Source organism: Pseudomonas corrugata (assembly GCF_001269905.1).
Lineage (GTDB): Bacteria > Pseudomonadota > Gammaproteobacteria > Pseudomonadales > Pseudomonadaceae > Aquipseudomonas > Aquipseudomonas corrugata.
The window spans coordinates 295,117-317,979 of sequence record NZ_LHVK01000014.1; the positions used below are offsets into that span (position 1 = coordinate 295,117).

The 22,863-nt window shown below is 60.8% G+C and carries 12 protein-coding genes; 4 read left to right on the top strand and 8 right to left on the bottom strand.

Going from position 1 to position 22,863, the window contains the following annotated elements:
* Positions 1–222 precede the first annotated feature (222 nt).
* Together AD665_RS19605 and putA are read right to left on the bottom strand one after the other, a co-directional pair.
* Positions 223–2,025 (bottom strand): acyl-CoA dehydrogenase, encoded by a 1,803-nt coding sequence (locus AD665_RS19605; RefSeq protein ID WP_053193243.1) that lies wholly within the window; start codon positions 2,023–2,025, stop codon positions 223–225.
* A gap of 234 nt (positions 2,026–2,259) precedes the next feature.
* The gene (putA, locus tag AD665_RS19610) at positions 2,260–6,213 is read right to left on the bottom strand and encodes a trifunctional transcriptional regulator/proline dehydrogenase/L-glutamate gamma-semialdehyde dehydrogenase (RefSeq protein WP_024779851.1); all 3,954 of its coding nucleotides are present in this window, start codon (positions 6,211–6,213) and stop codon (positions 2,260–2,262) included.
* 459 nt (positions 6,214–6,672) lie between these two features.
* Between putA and putP the strand changes: the two genes are divergently transcribed.
* The gene (gene putP, locus AD665_RS19615) at positions 6,673–8,157 is read left to right on the top strand and encodes a sodium/proline symporter PutP (protein ID WP_024779850.1); all 1,485 of its coding nucleotides are present in this window, start codon (positions 6,673–6,675) and stop codon (positions 8,155–8,157) included.
* An 89-nt stretch (positions 8,158–8,246) separates the two neighbouring features.
* On the opposite strand, the gene AD665_RS19620 is transcribed toward putP, so the two are convergent.
* Entirely contained in the window at positions 8,247–8,741 is a 495-nt protein-coding gene (locus tag AD665_RS19620; RefSeq protein WP_024779849.1) for a DUF2165 family protein, read from the bottom strand.
* 262 nt (positions 8,742–9,003) lie between these two features.
* Between AD665_RS19620 and AD665_RS19625 the strand changes: the two genes are divergently transcribed.
* The 3 genes from AD665_RS19625 (at position 9,004) to AD665_RS19635 (ending at position 12,713) form a co-directional block, all read left to right on the top strand.
* Entirely contained in the window at positions 9,004–11,061 is a 2,058-nt protein-coding gene (locus tag AD665_RS19625) for a type VI secretion system Vgr family protein (protein WP_053193245.1), read from the top strand.
* Positions 11,058–11,789 carry a DUF4123 domain-containing protein gene (locus AD665_RS19630; protein ID WP_053193248.1) on the top strand — a complete coding sequence of 244 codons (732 nt, stop codon included), beginning with the start codon at positions 11,058–11,060 and terminating at the stop codon, positions 11,787–11,789. The genes AD665_RS19625 and AD665_RS19630 overlap by 4 nt, the downstream gene beginning before the upstream one ends.
* Before the next feature lie 84 nt (positions 11,790–11,873).
* The gene (locus tag AD665_RS19635; protein ID WP_053193251.1) at positions 11,874–12,713 is read left to right on the top strand and encodes a 23S rRNA (adenine(2030)-N(6))-methyltransferase RlmJ; all 840 of its coding nucleotides are present in this window, start codon (positions 11,874–11,876) and stop codon (positions 12,711–12,713) included.
* Positions 12,714–13,124: 411 nt separating this feature from the next.
* Here the strand turns inward: AD665_RS19635 and msrA are convergent, their stop codons facing one another.
* The 5 genes from msrA to aceE form a co-directional block, all read right to left on the bottom strand.
* Positions 13,125–13,772 carry a peptide-methionine (S)-S-oxide reductase MsrA gene (gene msrA, locus AD665_RS19640; RefSeq protein ID WP_053193403.1) on the bottom strand — a complete coding sequence of 216 codons (648 nt, stop codon included), beginning with the start codon at positions 13,770–13,772 and terminating at the stop codon, positions 13,125–13,127.
* A gap of 78 nt (positions 13,773–13,850) precedes the next feature.
* Positions 13,851–16,544, bottom strand: a complete 2,694-nt coding sequence (locus tag AD665_RS19645) for a putative bifunctional diguanylate cyclase/phosphodiesterase (protein ID WP_053193252.1) — start codon at positions 16,542–16,544, stop codon at positions 13,851–13,853.
* Between the two features lie 193 nt (positions 16,545–16,737).
* Positions 16,738–18,117 carry an alkaline phosphatase D family protein gene (locus tag AD665_RS19650; protein ID WP_053193254.1) on the bottom strand — a complete coding sequence of 460 codons (1,380 nt, stop codon included), beginning with the start codon at positions 18,115–18,117 and terminating at the stop codon, positions 16,738–16,740.
* A gap of 407 nt (positions 18,118–18,524) precedes the next feature.
* Positions 18,525–20,162 carry a dihydrolipoyllysine-residue acetyltransferase gene (aceF, locus tag AD665_RS19655; protein WP_024779842.1) on the bottom strand — a complete coding sequence of 546 codons (1,638 nt, stop codon included), beginning with the start codon at positions 20,160–20,162 and terminating at the stop codon, positions 18,525–18,527.
* 11 nt (positions 20,163–20,173) lie between these two features.
* Complete coding sequence (gene aceE, locus AD665_RS19660) at positions 20,174–22,819, bottom strand: pyruvate dehydrogenase (acetyl-transferring), homodimeric type (RefSeq protein ID WP_024779841.1); 2,646 nt, start codon at positions 22,817–22,819, stop codon at positions 20,174–20,176.
* Positions 22,820–22,863: the final 44 nt, after the last annotated feature.

A 22,863-nucleotide genomic window follows, 5' to 3' on the forward strand; every position in this document is an offset into this window, starting at 1 on the left:
TGACAACCGCCCCTGCCTTTCATGTAAGCCGATCCAATTACAACGACGGAAAAAGATTAGCGAGAACCCTTCCCTCCCGACAACCGCCTAGGGTCGTCGGAATATTCGGCAGGGTTGTCCGACCATTCCCACAGATGTAGGTCGGCTGTAAGGCTGCCATCGCGAGCAGGCTCGCTCCCACAGAGGGGCTGGGTATAGCCGCAAGAGATAGACCGATCCGGCTCAGAACCACTCGTCCCGCATCTCCAGGCACGTGTCATCCCGTGCCTCCAGCAGCGCGAGCTCATGATGACAACCGGGCACTTCCCACGTCAGAAAATACCGCGCCGCCTGCAACTTGCCGTTATAGAAGTCGCTATCGGCTGCATTGCCCCTGGCGAGGCCTTCCTCGGCACGGATGGCCTGCTCCAGCCAGCGCCAGCCGATCACCATATGACCGAACACCTTGAGGTACAGCGCCGAATTGGCGAGGCTGCTGTTGACTTTGCCTTGGGCCAGGTCCGTCAGCAGGCCGAGGGTGACCGATTGCAGGCGCGCCACCAGGGCTTCCAGTGGCTGACGCAAGGGCGTCAATGATGCATGCGCCTGGGCGCGTTCGGTGGTGTCGGCTACCAGGCGGATCAGTTGCTTGAGCCCGGCGCCGCCGTTCTGCGCCAGTTTGCGTCCCAACAGGTCCAGGGACTGGATGCCGTGGGTGCCTTCGTGGATCGGGTTCAGGCGATTGTCGCGGTAATACTGCTCGACCGGGTACTCGCGGGTGTAACCATGGCCGCCGAGAATCTGGATCGCCAGTTCGTTGGCCTTCAGGCAGAACTCCGAGGGCCAGGATTTGACGATCGGGGTCAGCAAGTCCAGCAGTTCATGGGCCCGTCGACGCTCGGCTTCGCTTTCAAGGGTGGTGGTGTCGTCGAACAGCCGCGCCGCATACAGGCCCAGGTCGAACGAGCCTTCAACGTAGGCTTTCTGGGTCAGCAGCATGCGGCGCACGTCGGCGTGCTGGATGATCGCCACGGGAGCTGTGGTCGGGTCCTTGCTGTCGGGAACCCGCCCCTGTGGGCGTTCACGGGCATAGTCGAGGGAATACAGATAGCCGGCGTAACCCAGCATCACCGCGCCCATGCCGACGCCGATCCGAGCCTCGTTCATCATCTGGAACATGTAGCTCAACCCGTGGTGCGGTTTTCCTACGAGGTAACCGACACACTCACCATTGTCACCAAAGTTCAGCGCCGTGGAGGTGGTTCCGCGCCAGCCCATCTTGTGGAACAGCCCGGCCAGGAGCACGTCGTTACGTTGGCCGAGGCTGCCGTCATCGTTGACCAGGAACTTGGGCACGATAAACAGTGAGATGCCCTTAACGCCGGGCGGTGCGTCCGGCAGTTTCGCCAGGACCATGTGCACGATGTTTTCCGACAGTGGATGATCGCCTCCGGAAATGAAGATTTTGTTGCCCTTGAGTCGATAGGTGCCGTCGGACGCCGGCTCTGCGCGTGTACGAATATCCGATAGCGAAGAGCCCGCATGGGGTTCGGTCAGAGCCATGGTGCCGAAGAAGCGACCCTCGATCATCGGCTGCAGGAAGCGGCGTTTCTGCTCTTCGTCGCCGAAGCTCTCGATCAGGTTCGCGGCGCCCATGGTCAGGAATGGGTAGGAAGTCGAAGCGGCGTTGGCGGATTGAAAATGTGCGAAGCAGGCCTGGGACAGCAACGTGGGCAGTTGCATGCCTCCCGCCTCGAAACTGCGCGCGGCGTTGAGAAAGCCAGCCTCGAGGAAGGCGTCCACGGCCGGTTTCACTTCTGGAATGAGGATGGCCTGGCCGTCTTCGTAGCGTGGTTCGTTTTCATCATTCTTGCGGTTGTGCGGCGCGAAGTATCTCTCGGCGATGCTGCGGGCCGTGCCGATGGCCGCATCGAAGGTTTCGCGATTGTGCTCGGCGAACCGCTCGCGCTGGGTCAGGCCCTCGGCATCGAGGACTTCATACAGCTCGAAAGCCAGATTACGGGAACTGAGCAACGTCTCGGACATGGCGGCCTACCTTTCTTTGGAATGGGGCCGAGTCTAGAACCGGGAATAGAGGCTGAACAGGATGATTGATGGCAGTGATGGAGAGGTGAGGCCGACGCTAATCAATGTGGGAGCCTGCTCGCGATGACGGTTTGTCAGTCACATCTGTTTTTGATGTGACTACGCTATCGCGAGCAGGCTCCCACACAAGGCTGTGCAGGCTGGGCAACCATTGCGGCTGCCCAGCCTAAGGCGTTAACCGATGGTCATCAGGCTGGCGTTACCACCCGCCGCAGCGGTGTTGACGCTCAATGCCCGCTCGATCACCAGGCGTTCCAGCGCAATGCCGGTTTCGCCCTGGGACAAGCCATGGACCCCGACGATGGCGCCGGCACGCTTGGCCACTTGCTGGCAAACGCTGCGCAGTTGATCCGAGTCGCCGTGATGCAGGACCGCGTCGTACACCACATCGTCCTTGGTCCAGTCGGAAACCCGCTGGATGCGTGACTGAATATCCTTCGGCAAACGGACGAACAAGGCCTTGCTCGTGTCGGTTTCCGGCCATACGGCCGAGCCACCCACGGCCAGTACGGCGGCCAGTTGCGTCAACAGATCGCCTTCCACGTCGGCCAGGCACAGTACATGTTCGCGTGGCAGGATGGCGTAGCTGTTACGTTCGCCGGTCGGGCCGGTCAACTGGCGGGTGATACCACTCTGGGACTGGGCCGCGAACTGCACGCACAGGGTGCTCAGTTCGGCGAGCTTCTGGCTGTCGGCCCAGGCTTGCAGGGCGGTCAGCGGTTTGCTCATGGCTTCGCGCAAGCGCACGTCCGGTGCGCTGGCGGCGTCGCTACGGACGAAGGATTGCTGGATCGCATCGGTAGGACGTGTCGACAGTAAACGGTACAGGTACAGCGGACCACCGGCCTTCGGACCGGTGCCCGACAGGCCTTCGCCACCGAATGGCTGTACACCGACCACGGCACCGACAATGTTGCGGTTCACGTAGACGTTGCCGGCATGGACGTTGTCGATCACCTTGGCGATAGTCTCGTCGATGCGGGTATGCACACCCAGAGTCAAGCCATAGCCGGAGGCGTTGATCTGGTTGATCAACTGGTCGAGCTCTTTGCGCTTGTAGCGCACCACGTGCAGCACCGGACCAAAGATTTCGCGTTGCAACTCATCGAAGCTTTCCAGTTCGATGAGGGTCGGCATCACGAACGTGCCGCGCTTGCACTCGTCGCTGTCGGCGATTGCCATCTGGTACACGGTGCGACCTTTGTCGCGCATGGCCTGGATGTGCTTCTCGATGCCGGCCTTGGCTTCGGCATCGATTACTGGGCCGATGTCGACGGAGAGGCGCTCAGGATTGCCCAGGCGCGATTCGGCCATGGCGCCCTTGAGCATTTCGATGACACGGTCCGCGGAATCTTCCTGCAAGCACAGGACCCGCAAGGCCGAGCAACGCTGACCGGCGCTGTCGAAGGCCGACGACACTACGTCGATCACCACTTGTTCGGTCAGGGCCGAGGAGTCAACGATCATGGCGTTCTGGCCGCCGGTTTCCGCGATCAGCGGGATCGGGCGACCCTGGTTGTCCAGGCGACCGGCGATGTTGCGTTGCAGCAGTCGGGCGACTTCGGTGGAACCGGTGAACATCACGCCTTTGACCCGCTCGTCGCCCACCAATCGGGCACCGACGGTTTCGCCACGGCCCGGCAGCAGCTGCAGCACACCTTCCGGAATGCCGGCCTCGATCATCAGGCGTACGGCTTGGGCGGCAACCAGCGGCGTTTGTTCAGCCGGCTTGGCCAGTACCGGGTTGCCGGCGGCCAGCGCGGCGGCGACCTGGCCGCTGAAGATTGCCAAGGGGAAGTTCCACGGGCTGATGCAGACCACAGGGCCCAGCGGGCGGTGGGCATCGTTGGTGAAGTCGTTGCGCGCCTGCACCGCGTAGTAGCGCAGGAAGTCCACCGCCTCACGGACCTCGGCGATGGCATTGGCGAAGGTTTTGCCGGCTTCACGGGCCAGCAGGCCCATCAGTGGCTGGATCTCGCCTTCCATCAGATCGGCGGCACGCTCGAGAATCGCAGCGCGCTCTGCCGGTGGTGTGGCTTGCCAGATCGGTGCGGCGTTGAGGGCGCACTGGATGGCGTTGTCGACGTCTGCAACCGTGGCTTCCTGCACGTGGCCGACCACGTCGCGGTGGTCGGATGGATTCAGCACCGGTGCCGGGGTTTCTTCGCTGGCGGCGCAACCGAGGATCGGTGCGGCTTTCCATTCGTTATGGGCTGTTGCCAGCAGGGCGCAGGACAGCGAGGCCAGGCGATGTTCGTTGGCCATGTCGATGCCGCTGGAGTTGGCGCGTTCGCTGCCGTACAGGTCGCGCGGCAGTGGAATGCGTGGGTGCGGCAGGCCGAAACCGCCTTCCAGGGTCGCCATCTGTTCGATGCTGGCAACCGGGTCGGCCACCAGTTCCTGAATGGAAATCGACTGGTCGGCGATGCGGTTGACGAACGAGGTGTTGGCGCCGTTTTCCAGCAAGCGACGAACCAGGTAGGCCAGCAGCGTTTCGTGGGTACCGACCGGGGCGTACACGCGGCACGGACGGTTCAGCTTGCCTTCGGAGACCTTTCCTACAACCTGTTCGTACAGCGGTTCACCCATGCCGTGCAGGCACTGGAACTCATACTGACCCGGGTAGTAGTTCTGACCGGCGATGTGATAGATGGCCGACAGCGTATGGGCGTTGTGTGTGGCGAACTGCGGGTAGATGACTTCTGGCACCGACAGCAGTTTGCGTGCGCAAGCGATGTAGGAAACGTCGGTGTACACCTTGCGGGTATACACCGGATAGCCTTCCAGGCCCTCGACCTGGGCGCGCTTGATCTCGCTGTCCCAGTAGGCGCCTTTTACCAGGCGAATCATCAGGCGATGACGGCTGCGGCGAGCCAGGTCGATGACATAGTCGATCACATACGGGCAGCGCTTCTGGTACGCCTGGATCACGAAGCCAATGCCGTTCCAGCCGGTCAGCTTCGGCTCGAAGCACAGGCGCTCCAACAGATCCAGGGACAGCTCGAGACGGTCGGCTTCTTCGGCGTCGATGTTCAGGCCGATGTCGTATTGCTTGGCCAGCAGGGTCAGCGACAGCAGGCGCGGGTACAACTCGTCCATGACGCGTTCGTACTGGGCGCGGCTGTAACGCGGATGCAGGGCCGAAAGCTTGATGGAAATGCCTGGACCTTCATAGATCCCACGGCCATGGGAGGCTTTGCCGATGGAATGGATGGCTTGTTCGTACGAGGCCAGGTATTTCTGAGCGTCATGCTCGGTGAGTGCGGCTTCACCCAGCATGTCGTAGGAATAACGGAAACCCTTGGACTCGAATTTGCTGGCGTTGGCCAGGGCTTCGGCGATGGTCTCGCCGGTGACGAACTGTTCGCCCATCAAGCGCATGGCCATGTCGACACCCTTGCGGATCATCGGCTCGCCGCTTTTGCCAATGATACGGCTCAGGGAGGAAGTCAGGCCGGCTTCGTTGTGGGTGGCGACCAGCTTGCCGGTCAGCAGCAGGCCCCAGGTCGCGGCATTGACGAACAGCGACGGGCTATTGCCCAGGTGCGGTTGCCAGTTGCCGGTGCTGATCTTGTCGCGGATCAGCGCGTCACGTGTGCCTTTGTCCGGGATACGCAGCAGTGCTTCGGCCAGGCACATCAGCGCCACGCCTTCCTGGGATGACAGGGAGAACTCCTGCAACAGGCCCTGAACAATACCGGCACGGCCGCCGGCACTCTTCTGGTTGCGCAGTTTCTCTGCAATCGACGCCGCCAGCTTGTTGGTGGCTTCAGCCATTTCGGCCGGCAGGCGAGCCTGTTCGATCAGCATCGGCACCACTTCCGGCTCGGGGCGGCGGTAGGCGGCGGTGATGGAGGCGCGCAGCACCGATTGCGGCAGGATGCTTTCGGCAAATTCCAGGAAGCACTGGTGGGCGTGGTCGACCTGGACATCGCCAGCGTCGTCGCCGTCTGCGCGGACCGAGCCGTTCAGCTCGGTCAGGGTTGCACCACCCTCGAGTTTCTCCAGGTAATTGAAGATTGCCTGCTTGATCAGCCAGTGAGGCGTGCGATCAATCGAGGTAGCGGCCGCCTTGAGGCGTTCGCGGGTCGGGTCATCGAGTTTGACCCCAAGGGTGGTGGTAGCCATATTTTTATCCTCATGTTTACCACGTACGGCGTGGCATCAGCTGGCGCAAGATTAGCTGCGAGCTGATTGAGGTGCAACCGGGTGCAACCCTTTTTTTGACGAAATATCAGGCAGTCCGTCAGGAATAAAAACGTGGCAGGTCTATCTCGCACTGCCTTAGTGCTTTGGCTTCTAGCCGGACCTGATCGACTGCACTAAAAGGGAGCAAAAAAGCCGGTTTTTTCAAGAAAACCGATCAGGTGCAACTGATTTGAACGAAACTGGTTGCACCTTATTTCGTTTGTTGAATAGCATTCACAGCCAAGGTGCAACCGGTTCCAAGCCGAGGGGCATCGGCTGATGGCTTTCCTGGGGAAACATCAGTCATATATTCGCGGGTCTGCAAATCGTCGCCACGCGTCTGCGTTGTCGACGCTTTCTCTGCCACCGCTACATAAAAACAAAGCCAGGGCGTAACTCATGAGTGTTAGTAATCCCACCCTGATCACCTTCGTGATCTATATCGCAGCCATGGTCCTGATCGGTCTGATGGCTTATCGCTCCACCAACAACCTTTCCGATTACATCCTGGGCGGCCGCAGCCTGGGCAGCGTCGTGACGGCATTATCCGCCGGTGCCTCGGATATGAGTGGCTGGTTGTTGATGGGCTTGCCCGGTGCCATCTATATGTCCGGCCTGTCGGAAGGCTGGATCGCCATCGGCCTGATCATCGGTGCCTACCTGAACTGGCTGTTCGTGGCTGGTCGCCTGCGGGTGCAGACCGAGCATAACGGCGACGCTCTGACGCTGCCGGACTACTTTGCCAGCCGTTTCGAAGACAAGAGCGGTGTGCTTCGTATCATCTCTGCGGTGGTCATTCTGGTGTTCTTCACCATCTACTGTGCTTCCGGCATCGTGGCCGGTGCCCGCCTGTTCGAAAGCACCTTCGGCATGTCCTACGAGACCGCGCTGTGGGCCGGTGCAGCGGCGACCATCGCCTATACCTTCGTGGGTGGGTTCCTGGCCGTGAGCTGGACTGACACGGTACAAGCCACCCTGATGATCTTCGCGCTGATTCTGACGCCGATCATCGTGTTGCTGGCCACCGGCGGCGTGGACACCACGTTCCTGGCCATCGAGGCGAAAGACCCGACGTCGTTCGACATGCTGAAGAACACCACCTTCATCGGCATCATCTCGCTGATGGGCTGGGGCCTGGGGTATTTTGGCCAGCCGCACATCCTGGCGCGCTTCATGGCGGCTGACTCGGTCAAGTCCATCACCAAGGCCCGTCGCATCTCCATGACCTGGATGATCCTGTGCCTGGGCGGTACCGTGGCCGTTGGCTTCTTCGGTATCGCGTACTTCTCGGCACACCCTGAAGTTGCCGGTGCCGTGACCGAAAACCCTGAGCGCGTGTTCATCGAGTTGGCGAAGATTCTCTTCAACCCATGGGTTGCCGGTGTCCTGCTGTCGGCCATCCTGGCGGCGGTGATGAGCACTCTTAGCTGCCAACTGCTGGTGTGTTCCAGCGCCCTGACCGAAGACTTCTACAAGACTTTCCTGCGCAAGAGCGCATCCCAGGTGGAACTGGTCTGGGTCGGCCGTGCCATGGTGCTGCTGGTGGCGCTGGTCGCCATTGCCCTGGCGGCCAATCCGAGCAACCGTGTACTGGGTCTGGTGAGCTACGCCTGGGCCGGTTTCGGTGCCGCATTCGGTCCTGTGGTCCTGATCTCCGTGATCTGGAAAAACATGACCCGTAACGGCGCACTGGCCGGCATCCTGGTGGGTGCGATTACCGTTATCGTCTGGAAGCACTTCGAGCTGCTGGGCCTGTACGAAATCATTCCGGGCTTTATCTTCGCCAGCCTGGCCATCTATTTCGTCAGCAAGATGGGTACGCCTACCTCCGGCATGCTGCAGCGCTTCGAAGCGGCCGAAAAAGATTTCCGCCTGAACCAGTAAGCCTGTTTGGCGAGGCCTCGATGGCTCGCTGAAAGCTGTATCGAGAAACGGCCCGTCGCCAATGGAGACGGGCCGTTTTTTATTGGGTCTCAGTCTGGACTGGCATCGGGTTGATTGAGAAAGATCAAAACACCCAGTATCGCCATGTAGAACCTGAACGCGGCATCCTGGCCATTCCAGATTTCCGATTGCCACATCAGAAACCATTCGCCGCCGACGACCATGAAGCCAAAAAACCAGACGAAGAAGCCCATTGTCAGGCCGGCGATGACCCAGCGTTTGGCCTGCGTGAAAACCTTGCTATCAGCTCTGCGTGCCAGCCACAACTCCAGCGCGCCATAGCTCAACAACCCTGCCGTGATCGCTTCGCCGAGAATGATCAGCCAGTAGGCTCCATGCCACATCCATGGCTGGGCGATGGCGCGGTAACGGGCGGCGTTGTCCGGGAAGGTGGTGTCCATGCTCAGCACGTGCTGGACGAAGTTGAAATTGGAGCGGTAGTCCGTGACGTTGTTGAACACGGTCAGGAAGGCGAATGCGGCGAGTGCCAGGGTCATTGCGATTTTTGCGTAACGAGCCGTCATGGGGGCGTCCTTTGCTTTTTGCGACAAAGGCACGTTATCACGCCCGCGTGCAGTACCGAGGGCCGTCATGGTGTAAGAAATTGCTGAGCCATTCGTATGACGGCCGGCCACGACGCAGAACGTGTCTATCGGAAAATACGCCGCGCTTTTGCGACTGTAATCTCCCTGTTTGTAAGGCAAATCTGTTTTTCATGACGTCCCGTCAACTCTCCGTGCGACTCATGCAGAATCCCCCATCTTTCATTCTGCTGAGATACATCGGATGTTCGCGCCTGCCAACCAACCGCGTTTCACCCTGACGCTCGACAGTGGGCTGAATGAACTCAAGGTACTTGAGTTCACGGGCCGGGAAACCATCAGCCAGCCCTATCGCTTTGACCTGGAACTGGTAAGTGAGCGACCGGACCTGGAACTGGAAGCGCTGCTGCATCGCCAGGCCTACCTGACCTTCGATCATCAGGGGCGTGGCATTCACGGTCAGGTCTACAGCGTGGCCCAGGGCGATTCGGGCAAGCGCCTGACCCGTTACCAGGTCAGTCTGGTGCCGCGCCTGGCGTACCTGCGTCACCGTATCAACCGGCGGATTTTCCAGCATTTGAGCGTGCCGTCGATCATTGCGCGGGTCTTGAAGGACCATGGCATCCATGGCGATGCGTTTCAGTTCAGCCTCAGCGGGCAATACCCCGAGCGGGAATACTGTGTGCAATTCGCTGAAAGTGATCTGGCATTCATCGAGCGCATCGGTGCCGAGGCTGGTATTCATTACCACTTCCGTCACAGTCCTGAAGGCCATCTGCTGGTTTTCGGTGACGACCAGACAGTGTTCCCCCGTTTGCCCGAATCGACGCTGTATCTGCCGGGCAGTGGCATGGCCGCCGGGGCGCCGTCGATCAAGCGGCTGGCTGTTCGACTCCAGACCCGGACCAGTGCGGTGACGCTGTGCGACTACGATTTCCGCAACCCTGGCCTGTCCTTGCAAACCAGCCTGGACAGCCGGCAGCAACCCGTGCTGGAGGACTATCGCTACCCCGGTCATTTTTCAGACCGCGAACATGGCCGGCACCTGACCCGGCGTGCGTTGGAGCGTCATGGCGCGGATTTGCGCCTGGCCGAAGGGCGCAGCGACCAAAGTGCTCTCGTCAGTGGGCATTTCATGCCAATCGATGGACACCCGCGCGAGCAGTGGAACGACCTGTGGCTGCTGACGCAGATCACCCACCGCGGTCGCCAGCCGCAAGTGTTGGAGGATACGGTTACGGAAGGCGCGGATGAATTCCAGGGCTACAGCAATACCTTTCTTGCGACGCCGTGGGACGTGTTCTTTCGTCCGCCGCTGCATCATGAGAAACCTCCAGCCCACGGTTATCAGCCAGCGGTGGTGAGCGGGCCTGTCGATAGCGAAATTCATTGCGACGAGTTCGGTCGGGTCAAGGTGCAAATGATCTGGGACCGTGACGGCAAGCGTGACGAACATTCCAGTTGCTGGCTGCGGGTGGCCACCGGCTGGGCCCATGATCGATATGGCAGTGTGATGATTCCCCGGGTCGGCATGGAAGTCCTGGTGGGTTTCATGGACGGTGATGTGGACAGGCCGCTGGTGGTGGGTTGCTTGCCCAACGGTGCCAACCCGTTACCGCTGGATCTGCCGGCGGATAAGACCCGCAGCATATTGCGCAGCCAGAGCAGCCCTGGCGGCGGTGGTTACAACGAGCTGCGCATCGAGGATCGCAAGGGTGCCGAGGAGATCTACCTGCGGGCCCAGCGAAACTGGACCCAGCATGTGCTCCATGACCAGCGCGTGCAGGTCGATCATGAGCGCAGCGTTGTCGTCTCCGGCACGGCGCGGCATGAACTCAAGGCCGAAGAGTTGCGTGTCACCCATGGGCGGCGCCAGGTCGAAGTCCGGCAGGACGATCACTTGGTGGTGACTGGCGAACGGCACGTTCGAGTGACCAGCCAGGCGTTCACTGCCAGTCAGCATTTCCATGTCAGTGCTGGCCAGCAGATCGTGCTGGACGGCGGTGCCAGTGCGACCATTCAGGCCGGTGGCCACTGGATCAACATCGGTGCGGGAGGGATTACCAGCAGCGTGCCCATCGGGGTCGGGGGTGGGCCGATGGCGGCTACAAGAGCGGCGCCGGGTGCGCCGGGACATCCCGAGAGGCTTGTCGCGGCCGTGGCCGCTCCACTGTCGTGGGCGCAAATCCTCAGCCTGCAAGGCCAGGCGCCGTTTTGCGCAGAGTGTGAGCGGTGCAAGGACGGCGTCTGCGCACCGTTGCCCGCGTTTTCCAGGCCCGCTGATATTCAGGAGCGTCCATGAGTACGGGTCAGTCGCCCCACGCTTGGCTTCGACAGCGGCCGTTGCAAGCATCCGAGCAGCTCTTCGCCATCTTTAGCAACGCCAGCAGTGCCAAGCCATTGGCGGCCTGGGCACGCTCGATGGCATTGGTGCCCAGTCCGATCTGGGCGGGTACGGCTTACGCTGACTGGGAGCCTGTCATGCCCTATGTAGGCGCAGTCGCCGCAGACAGTGAATTTCTTCAATGGATCGAGACGACCGACTCGCTCGATTGGGGTTGGTTGGCAGTGTCTTCGGTGGGGCAGGAGGGCCTCGCTGAACATTTGCGTGGGCTCACCCAGGTTCTGTTGCCTGGCCGCCAATCGACTTTTTTCCGTTTTTGGGATGGGCGTTTCGTGCAACCTATCCTGCAGTCCGACAAAGTCGATGCCGGACAGCTACTGCCGGCGATCAGTCGTTGTCTGATCAATGGTCGGGCCTTGGAGATAGTGGGAAATGCTCAGCGGCCGCCCCGAACGTTCCCCTGGTGGGAGGTGCCGGCCGAGCTGTTGAAAGAATTGGCCGGCGGCCCGATGGACTGCCTGCTGGATAACCTGCTCAGGTGGTTGGACGAGGAGCATCCCTCCCTGTCCGAGCGGGTCGATGAGCGCATACTGCGGCGCAAGATCGCGCATTTTCTGGAGGTGCATGGGCCGGCCCCTGGGTCAAAAGCGCAATTGCATGGGTACTTGATGCAAGAGGTCGGCTGAGCGGATACCTGTGCCCGCTCAGCTGTGAAACCCTGACGTTCGACCTGCTTCGAGGTAAACTCGTCGCCCTTCGCAGGAGCCGCCATGAACTATCGCCACGCCTTCCACGCCGGCAATCACGCCGATGTGTTCAAACACCTGACCTTGACCCGCCTTATCGCACTGATGGCGCGCAAGGAGCAGCCCTTCGCCTACCTCGATACCCATGCGGGCATCGGGTTGTATGACCTGCAGGGCGACCAGGCCAATCGTACCGGTGAATACCTGGAAGGCATCGCGCGCTTATGGGGACAGGACGATTTACCGCCGCTGACCGCCGACTACATGAAAGTGCTGCACGAGATGAACCCGGACGGACAGTTGCGCTATTACCCGGGCTCACCGGAGCTGGCGCGGCGTCTGACGCGCTCGCAGGATAGGGTCTTGCTCAATGAAAAGCACCCTGAAGACGGTGTGCTGCTCAAGGACAACATGAAGGGTGATCGTCGCGTGGCGGTGCATCTGGGTGAGGGCTGGCACGTCCCCCGTGCCTTGCTGCCGGTGGCAGAAAAACGCGGCTTGATGCTGATCGATCCGCCCTTCGAGAAGCTTGATGAAATGCAGCGCTGTGCCGCCTCCCTCAAGGAGGCCATCGGCCGGATGCGTCAGACGGTGGCGGCGATCTGGTACCCGGTGAAGGATCAGCGGATGCTGCGTCGCTTCTATCAGGATCTGGCCGGCACGGGCGCGCCAAAGCTGTTGCGAGTGGAACTGCTGGTGCATCCGCTCGCCACTCCCGACAGCCTGAACGGCTCCGGCCTGGCGATTGCCAACCCGCCGTGGGGGCTGGAAGAGGAATTGCGTGAATTGCTGCCTTGGCTGTCGAAAAAGCTCGGGCAGACCCAGGGTGGATGGCAGATGGATTGGTTGATTGCCGAGCGCTGATCCGCGAGTTTGATGCTGTCTGGCAGGACGCTATCGCGAGCAAGCCCGCTCCCACAGGGGGTTGGTGGTGAACATGGATGTTGTGTTCACCCCGGACCAGGGTGGGAGCGAGCCTGCTCGCGAAGGCAGCGGTACATTCGACACCCAAGCAAGCTGACTCACCGCCATCGCGAGCAAGCCCGCTCCCACAGGGGGTTGGTGGTGAACATGGATGTTGTGTCCACCCCGGACCAGGGTGGGAGCGAGCCTGCTCGCGAAGGCGGCGGTACATTCAACATCCATGCAAGCTGACCCACCGCTATCGCGAGCAGGCTCGCTCCCACAGGGGGTTGGTGGTGAACATGGATGTTGTGTTCACCCCGGACCAGGGTGGGAGCGGGCTTGCTCGCGAAGCTTTTCGAGGCTCGAAAGTCAGATGGGGCAGGTCACGCCTGTCCCGCCAATCCCGCAATAGCCCTCGGGGTTCTTCGCCAGGTACTGTTGATGGTAAGCCTCGGCATAGTAGAACGTCGGCGCTTCATCGATCTCGGTGGTGATTTCCCCGAGGCTGGCCTTGGTCAGTTCAGCCTGGAACACCGCCTTGCTCTTCTTCGCCGCTTCCAGTTGTTCAGGCTTGGTGCAATAGATCACCGAGCGATACTGAGTGCCGATATCGTTACCCTGGCGCATGCCCTGGGTCGGGTTGTGCAATTCCCAGAACATTGCCAGCAGTTCTTCGTAGCTGACCTTTTCCGGTTCGTAGACCACCAGCACCACTTCGCTGTGGCCGGTCAGGCCCGAGCAGACCTCTTCGTAGGTCGGGTTGGGGGTGAAGCCGCCGGCGTAGCCCACCGAGGTGCTGTAGACCCCCTCACGTTGCCAGAAACGACGTTCCGCGCCCCAGAAACAGCCCAGGCCGAAAATCGCGAACTCTACATTGCCCGGAAACGGGCCGAGCAGTGGATTGCCGTTGACGAAGTGTTGACCCGGAACCTTGATCGGGGTTTCACGGCCAGGCAGAGCTTGTTCTTGAGTAGGGAGCACGTTTTTGTTCACCAGAATTTCCGAGCGCAAGACCATCATCAGTCCTCTCAGTCAGATTGAGTTGAGCGAGTTCAAGCAATAAGACTGTCAGTGTGCCCGAGTGTTACAGCGCTGTCAGTCAATTGGGCCGCGCGGGTAGCGCTTGAGCTTCTCGATCAGCTCCGCACCGGGGATTGGCCGGTCGAACAGGTAGCCCTGGCCGACATCGCAGCGATGGCGACGCAGGAAGGCCAGTTGCTGGGCGGTTTCGATTCCCTCGGCCACCACCTTGAGTTTCAGGTTGTGGGCCATGGCGATCACCGCGGAAGTGATTTCCATGTCGTCCTGGTTGTCCGGGATCTCATGGATGAAGCTGCGATCGATCTTGATGATGTCGATCGGGAATTTCTTCAGGTAGCTCAGGGACGAATAGCCGGTACCGAAGTCGTCCATGGCCAGGGTCAGGCCCAGGCGCTTGAGCTGGTCAAGTTGCAAGTGGGTGTCTTCGGTGGCTTCCAGCAGCAGGCCTTCGGTCAGCTCCAGTTCCAGCAGCCGTGAGGGCAGTTGTTCTTCCTTCAGGATGCTGGCAATCGAGGCAACCAGGTCCGGGTCGGAGAACTGCTTGGGCGACAGGTTGATCGCCACCTGCAGGTTGCCCAGGCCGGCGGCGGTCAACTGCTTGCTCATGCGGCAGGCCTGGCGGGCGATCCATTTGCCGATGGGGATGATCAGGCCGGTTTCTTCGGCCACGCTGATGAACTGGTCCGGTCGGATCATGCCTTTTTCCGGATGGTTCCAACGCAGCAGCGCTTCCATGCCCAGCAGGCGGCCGCTGCGCAGGCACAGCTTGGGCTGGTAGAACACGTCGAGCTCGTTCTGGGTCAGGGCGCGGCGCAGGTTGTTTTCCACGAACAGCTTGTAGCTGGCCTCGGCGTTCAGTGCTTCGGTGAAGACCTGGACCTGATGCTTGCCGTTGGCCTTGGCCTTGTGCAGGGCGAGTCCGGCGTTGCGCATCAGGGTCTGGGGGTCACGGCCATGCAGCGGGGCACAGGCCAGGCCCACGGAGCCGGTCACGCTGATCAACTGATTATCGACGAACATCGGCTTGTCGAGCGTCATCAGCAACTGGCTGGCGACCTGTTGGCCAACCTCCAGGTCGGTGTCATCCAGCAGCACGGCGAATTCGTTGCTGGCGAAGCGTGCCAGGCTGCCGCTGGGGCTCAGGCTGTTGCGCAAGCGCCGGGCCAGGCTGATCAGCAGTTTGTCACCGGTCTGGTGGCCGAGGCTGTCATTGATTCGCTTGAAGTTGTCGATGTCCACCAGCAGCAGGCTGATGGGCGAGTCACTGTCCCGGGCGAAGCGTTCATCGAGATTGCGAATGAACGCCGGTCGATTGCCCAGGTTGGTCAGGTTGTCTGTGTAGGCCAGGCGCTCGATGCGCTGCTGCGCCAGCTTGGTCTGGGTAACGTCTTCGTAGATGCCGATATAGTGGGTCAGCTCGCGGTTGTCGCCGTAGACCTTGGAAATCGACAGTTGGCCCCAGTAGGGTTCCAGATTCTTGCGTCGACTCTTGAACTCGCCTTGCCAGCTATTGCTCTGGGCCAGGGCCGAGGGAGCGTCGAACAGCAGCTCGCTGAGGTTTTCCAGGGCCGGCAGTTCGGACAGGCGTTGGCCGTGGACTTCCTCGGTGGTGTATTGAGTGATGGCGGTGAAGCTCGGGTTGACGTACTCCACCACGCCATCGCAGTTGACCAGCAGGAACGCGTTGGCGCTTTGTTCCACTGCTCGCTGGAACAAGTGCAGGGCACTGGTGGCGATGCGTCGGTTGTGGTTGTTGATGACCTGGGCGAACTGGTCCGCCAGTTCACCGGCAAAGGCGATCTCGTCCGACTGCCAGGCACGGGTGGCGCCCACCTGTTCCAGGCACAGCACGCCCACCACCTGACCATCGATCCGCACGCTGGCATCGAGCATGGCGTTGACGTTGCGGGCGCGCAGGTTTTCAGCCATTTCCCGGGTGCGTGGGTCGCGTGTCGCGTTATGGGCATCAATGGCGCGGCAGGTCTGCAGCGCTTCCATGTAGTCAGGGTACTCATTGGCGTCGATCACGTCCGGCCGAAAGTATTCCTGGGAAGCACGGTTGTAGGCGGAGATCGGCACCAGCTTGTCGTCCTCCAGGTTCCAGATGCTGGCGCAATCGATCTGGTAGATGTCGCAGGCGCTGCGGGTGATGAGTTCGGCGGCTTCGAGCAAGGAATTATTGGCGCTGTAGCGCTGGCGGGTCAGCAGCAGGATGAGGTCCTGCTGGGCGCGCACGCGGTCCAGATGCTGAAGTTGCTCTTGCTGGGCGCGCTGGTTCAGCTCCAGGGCTATCTGCAGGCGCGAGTTCTGGGTTTCCAGATCCAGGGCCGGCATCGATGGCTCGTTTTGCAGCAGGTTGTCCACCGCCATCAGGTAGCCGCGCAGCAGGTGGCGATTGTGCTGTTTGTACGCTTCACCCATTTCCAGCAGGTTCATGGGGCCCTTGGAGGTGTGAAGCGTATAGCGGATCAGGTAATGCGGGGCCTGGGCCAGTTGTTCTTGAATGGCATCATGCAGCTGGTAGCGCGCTTCAGGCTCCATCAGGCTGGCATAGGGCGAGCTGACCAGTGAGCAAAGCTCTACCGCCGGCAGGCCGAAGTAACGTTCGCAATTGGGGTCGAGGAACAGCAGTGCCCAGCTCGCTTCATTCAGCCGCTCGAAACGCAGCATACCGAGCCGCGAGGGCACCGGTAACTGCGTCACTACCTCGGCCGCCATACGGCTGGCGGCATCGGGTTGGCTTTTCATGGGGAAACTCGCTTCGAGAATGCTGATCGCGCCGGGCTGACGCCCCTCGTTATCAAGGATTGCCGCAAGGTTGCATCATTGCGACACTGGCTGACAAGAGAGATGAAGGCTAAGTGCTATAAACCTTATCGGCCAATAAGCGGATTTCTCCAGTCGTCAGCCGATCAGAGGGCCTGCAAGGGAATACCGTTCGTCAGCGCAACGGGATATCGACTCGCTGCAAAGGGTAGCCGTCACGGTCGTGAAAGGTCACGTGAAGGCTCTGGGTCGAGACATGCAGGTGCGCGAAGTTGTCCTGGCTGACCACTGTGCTGGTCAGCTCATACTGATAGTTACCGTTTTCGGTCCGGGTCATGGGTGGCTTGAAAATAAAATCCGAAGTGGCGGCGTAAGGCAGCAGCTCACTGTTGCAAAACGGCGAGGCAACGATGGTGTGCAGCTCGAAATCGGCATCCTCGCTGTGACACAGGCGGCTGGTCATGGAGCCGTGGACGTCGCCGGACACGATGATTACGTTTCTTATCCCATGGCGACGAATGCACTCCAGCAATCGCAGACGCTGTTGCGGGAACGCCTGCCAGGCGTCGCCATCATTGAGTATGCGGTCGGGGTAGAACATGACGCTGGTGACGATGAATTTGACCCGGGCGGTGCTGTTCATGAGCCAGTCGAGCAACGACCGCTCCTGCTCGATATCCAGTATGCGTCGGTCGGCCATCGACAAGTTGCGTCGTGTCCGGCTGTCGGTGACGAACCATTCGATATCGCCGTGAGCGAACTGATACCAGTAGTGCGGCAGCGACCTGTTCAATTTGCCGTCGCTTGATAGTGCGTGGGCCGGGCTATGGCTGGCTTGATAGAGGCCATAGGCGCTCATGGCGTTGGCGTAGAGAATGTCGTCATCGACTTGTCTGTTGGCGGGCCAGTTGTCTTCGATTTCATGGTCGTCGAGGATCATGTAAGTCGGTACGGCGGACATCAACTTGCTGATGTTGGGTTGAGAAAAGACAGTGCGGTATTTGAACAGGATGTCTTTGTAGGTCCGGTCCGGGGCCACAATGTTCAAATCGTCGAGATAAACCTGGTCCCCCGCCATCAATACGCCGCTGATTGGTGGATTGGCCTGGTCCACGATACGCTGGATGCCGGCGAACGTGCGGTCCCCGAGTTCGGGGGCTGAGGGAGCGCCGGCGGTGATGCGCAGATAACGGCAAGAACCCACGATATAAGCGTGTGGAATGCCGGTATCCGCCGTCGGCGTGCGTAACCGATGGATGTCCTCGGGCCATTGTCGAGACGCTTGCGTGGCGTCTTTGTGAGGCGCGGTAAACCACCCGGCCTGGTATTCATAGACGGTGCCGTCTTGCAGGTTCCTCAAAACGATCACATCGGTCATATCGCGATAGGCGTGCAATTGAATGAAATGTTCATTCGTCCATCTCGTATCGCCCTGGCGTCTGTAACGAAGTCCTGCGAATACCGGAAGCTTGGGGTCTTTGTCGCCGCGCAGGAATATTCGTGCGTGGTCGGTCGTGGTGTGGCCGACAATCGGTCCGACGGTGGGTCTGAACATGTTCGAGTCCATTCGAAAGGCAGCATTTTAAAAGTACTTGTGCGAGCAAAAAGTTGTCGCTGCGTGCCGATGCTAAAGCTCGACGCTGAATAAATACTGATAGGGAAGGGGACGCAAGTTGTGGGTAATGACTGATAGATGACATAGGAAAGGTCGCCGGCAAACGGCCTGATGCTTGTCAGTCAAGGCAGGTAACCCTGTGGGAGCAAAGCTTGCTCGCGATCAGGGCGAGCTCAGTCGAGAACGATATTGGCTGATCCACCGATATCGCGAGCAAGCTTTGCTCCCACAGGTTCTGGTGCGTTTATAGCAGGCAAAAAAAGCCCCGCCGTCGGCGGGGTTGAGGTACGAGCGTGGCGCTCGGAAAACAGCGTTCGGATGGCCCCCCGTGGGGAGGGCCATTCGGGTTACAGCAGGATGGTGCGGATGTCGCCCAGCAGGTCGCTCAGACGTTTGGTGAAGCGTGCAGCGGCGGCGCCGTTGATCACACGGTGATCGTAGGACAGCGACAGCGGCAGCATCAGCTTCGGCTGGAAGGCTTTACCGTCCCAGACAGGCTGGATGGTGGCCTTGGATACACCCAGGATCGCCACTTCCGGCGCGTTGACGATCGGCGTGAAGCCGGTGCCGCCAATGTGCCCGAGGCTGGAGATCGTGAAGCAGGCGCCCTGCATGTCGTCGGCGGTGAGCTTCTTGTTCCGGGCCTTTTCGGCCAGGGCAGCCGCTTCGCCAGCCAGTTGTAGCAGGCTCTTCTGGTCGACGTTGCGGATGACCGGTACCAGCAGGCCTTCCGGGGTATCGACGGCAAAGCCGATGTGTACGTATTTCTTGCGGATCACAGCCTTGCCGCTTGGCGCCAGGGAGCTGTTGAAGTCCGGCAGCTCCTTGAGCAGGTGTGCGCAGGCCTTGAGTAGCAGCGGCAGTACGGTCAGCTTCACGCCGGCCTTTTCAGCCACGGCTTTCTGCGCGACGCGGAAGGCTTCCAGTTCGGTGATGTCAGCCTGGTCGAACTGAGTCACGTGGGGGATATTCAGCCAGCTGCGGTGCAGGCTCGACGCGCCGATCTGCATCAGGCGGGTCATTGCAACTTCTTCGGTTTCGCCGAAGCGGCTGAAGTCCACTGCCGGGATCGGCGGGATGCCTGCGCCGCCTGTGGCGCCTTCGGCCGGTGCATTCTTGGCTTTCTGCATCATGGCCTTGACGTAGGCCTGCACGTCTTCCTTCAGCACGCGGCCGTGTGGGCCGCTCGGGCCGACGGCGGACAGCTCGACACCGAACTCGCGGGCCAACTGACGTACTGCGGGGCCGGCGTGCACCTTGGCACCGCTTGGCGCAGGCGCTGCGGCAGGGGCTGGCGCGGCCTCGGCCTTGGCGGCAGGCGCGGCAGCCGGCGCCGGCGCGGTTTCAGCCTTGGCCGGTGCAGCAGGTGCAGGCGCTGGAGCGGCAGGCGCGGCGGCGCCAGCCACTTTCAGTTTAAGGATCAGGTCACCGGTGCCGACTTCGTCTTCCAGCTTGATCTCGACGCTCTCCACCACGCCGGCGGCCGGCGAGGGGATTTCCATGCTGGCCTTGTCGGACTCCAGGGTGATCAGCGACTGGTCGGCTTCGACGGTGTCGCCGGCCTTGACCAGTACTTCGATGATCTTGGCCTTGCCCGACGAACCGATGTCCGGGACATGGATGTCCTGGACAGTGGCGGCGGCAGGCGCAGCGGCTGGAGCCGGCGCGGCTTCGGCAGCCGGGGCGGCAGCAGGCTTTTCAGCCGGCGCCGGGGCAGGTGCAGGGGCCGCTGCTTCAGGCGCCGCAGCGGCGCCTTCGACTTCCAGCTCCAGCAGTTCGTCGCCTTCTTTCAGGCGATCGCCCAGCTTCACTTTCAGACTCTTGATGACCCCGGCCTTCGGCGCAGGCACTTCCATGCTGGCCTTGTCCGATTCAAGTGTCAGGATGCTCTGGTCGGCTTCGATGCGGTCGCCGACCTTCACAAACAGTTCAATTACTTCACCTTCACCGCTGCCGATGTCAGGTACGCGAATGAGTTCGCTCACGGAAATTCTCCTCAGCAGTCCAGTGGGTTGCGTTTTTCCGGATCGATGCCGAACTTGGCGATGGCTTCGGCCACCACTTTTGGTTCGATATCGCCACGGTCAGCCAGGGCTTCCAGGGCTGCCAACACAACGAACTTACGGTCGACTTCGAAGAAGTGACGCAGCTTCTTGCGGCTGTCGCTACGGCCGAAACCGTCGGTGCCCAGCACCTTGAATTCCTTGGATGGAACCCACTGGCGGATTTGCTCGGCGAATAGCTTCATGTAGTCGGTGGATGCGATGACCGGACCTTTGCGGCCGTTCAGGCACTCTTCGACATAGCTCAGTTTCGGCTTTTGGCCAGGATGCAGGCGATTGCTGCGCTCCACGGCCAGGCCGTCGCGACGCAGTTCGTTGAAGCTGGTAACGCTCCAGACGTCGGCGCCGATGTTGAACTCTTCACGCAGAATCTTCGCCGCTTCACGCACTTCGCGCAGGATGGTGCCGGAGCCCATCAATTGGACGTGGTGGGCCGCTTCGCGGGTGTCTTCCTCGAGCAGGTACATGCCCTTGACGATGCCCGCTTCCACGCCGGCCGGCATGGCTGGCTGCTGGTAGGACTCGTTCATCACGGTGATGTAGTAGAAGACGTCCTGTTGCTCTTCGGTCATCTTCTTCATGCCGTCCTGAATGATCACCGCCAGCTCGTAGCCGTAGGTCGGATCATAGGTGCGGCAGTTCGGGATGGTCCCGGCCAGCATGTGGCTATGGCCGTCTTCGTGCTGCAGGCCTTCACCGTTAAGGGTGGTCCGGCCGGCGGTACCGCCGATCAGGAAGCCACGGGTGCGGCTGTCGCCAGCGGCCCAGGCCAGGTCGCCGATACGCTGGAAGCCGAACATCGAGTAGAAGATGTAGAACGGCAGCATCGGCTGGTTGTGGCTGGAGTACGAAGTACCGGCGGCAATGAAGGAGCTCATGGCGCCCGCTTCGTTGATGCCTTCCTCGAGGATCTGGCCTTTCTTGTCTTCGCGGTAGAACATCACCTGGTCTTTATCGACGGGCTCGTAGAGCTGGCCGACGGACGAGTAGATGCCCAGTTGGCGGAACATGCCTTCCATACCGAAGGTACGGGCTTCGTCCGGAATGATCGGAACGATACGCGAGCCGATTTCCTTGTCCTTGACCAATTGCGCGAGGATCCGCACGAAAGCCATGGTGGTGGAGATTTCGCGGTCGCCCGAGCCGTCCAGGATCGCCTTGAGGGTTTCCAGTGGCGGGGTCGGGACGCTGAAGCTCTTGGCGCGACGCTGCGGTACGAAACCGCCCAGTGCGGCGCGGCGCTCGGCCAGGTAACGGGCCTCGGCACTGCCTTCCTCGGGTTTGAAGAACGGCAGGTTTTCCAGGTCGCTGTCCTTGACCGGAATGTCGAAGCGATCGCGGAACAGCTTCAAGCTGTCGACATCGACTTTCTTGGTGTTGTGCGCGGTGTTCTTCGCTTCGCCGGCACCGGTGCCATAACCCTTGATGGTCTTGGCCAGGATGACGGTTGGCTGTTCCTTGTGGTTGACCGCCTGGTGGTACGCTGCGTAGACCTTGTACGGGTCGTGGCCGCCACGGTTGAGCTTCCAGATCTCGTCGTCGGACAGGTCGGCAACCATGGCCTTGAGTTCAGGCGTGTTGAAGAAGTGCTCGCGGACGAACGCGCCGTCCTTGGCCTTGTAGTTCTGGTACTCGCCGTCGATGACTTCGTCCATGCGACGTTGCAGGATGCCGTCGACGTCCTTTGCCAGCAGTGGGTCCCAGAAACGGCCCCAGATGACCTTGTTGACGTTCCACTGGGCGCCACGGAATACGCCTTCGAGTTCCTGGATGATCTTGCCATTGCCGCGAACCGGGCCGTCGAGGCGCTGCAGGTTGCAGTTGATGACGAAGATCAGGTTGTCCAGCTTCTCGCGGCCGGCCAGGGAGATCGCCCCCAGGGATTCCGGCTCGTCGCACTCGCCGTCACCCATGAAGCACCAGACTTTCTGCTTGCCCGGCTGGATGAAGCCGCGGGCTTCCAGGTACTTCATGAAGCGCGCCTGGTAGATCGCCTGGATCGGGCCCAGCCCCATCGAAACGGTCGGGAACTGCCAGAAGTCAGGCATCAGCCAAGGGTGCGGGTACGAGGACAGGCCGTTGCCGTCCACTTCCTGGCGGAAGTTGTTCATCTGGTCTTCGGAGATACGACCTTCCATGAACGCACGGGCATAGACGCCTGGCGATGCGTGACCCTGGAAGTAGATCAGGTCGCCGCCGTGTTCGTCGGTCGGGGCCTGGAAGAAGTAGTTGAAGCCGATGTCATACAGCGTCGCGCTGGAAGCGAAGCTGGAGATGTGACCGCCCAGGTCAGAATCTTTCAGGTTGGTGCGCATGACCATGGCCAACGCGTTCCAGCGCACCAGCGAGCGAATGCGGCGTTCCATGAACAGGTCGCCAGGCATGCGTGCTTCGTGGGTAACGGGGATCGTGTTGCGGTATGGCGTGGTGATGGCGTAGGGCAGTTGCGAACCGCTGCGGGTTGCGAGTTCGCCCATACGGGTCATCAGATAATGAGCACGGTCTTCGCCTTCTTTGTCGAGAACCGATTCCAGGGCGTCCAGCCATTCCTGGGTTTCGACGGGATCGAGGTCTTGCATGGCTTGCTCCAGGGCGGAAAGGCTACCAGAATCGGTTGCCTGAG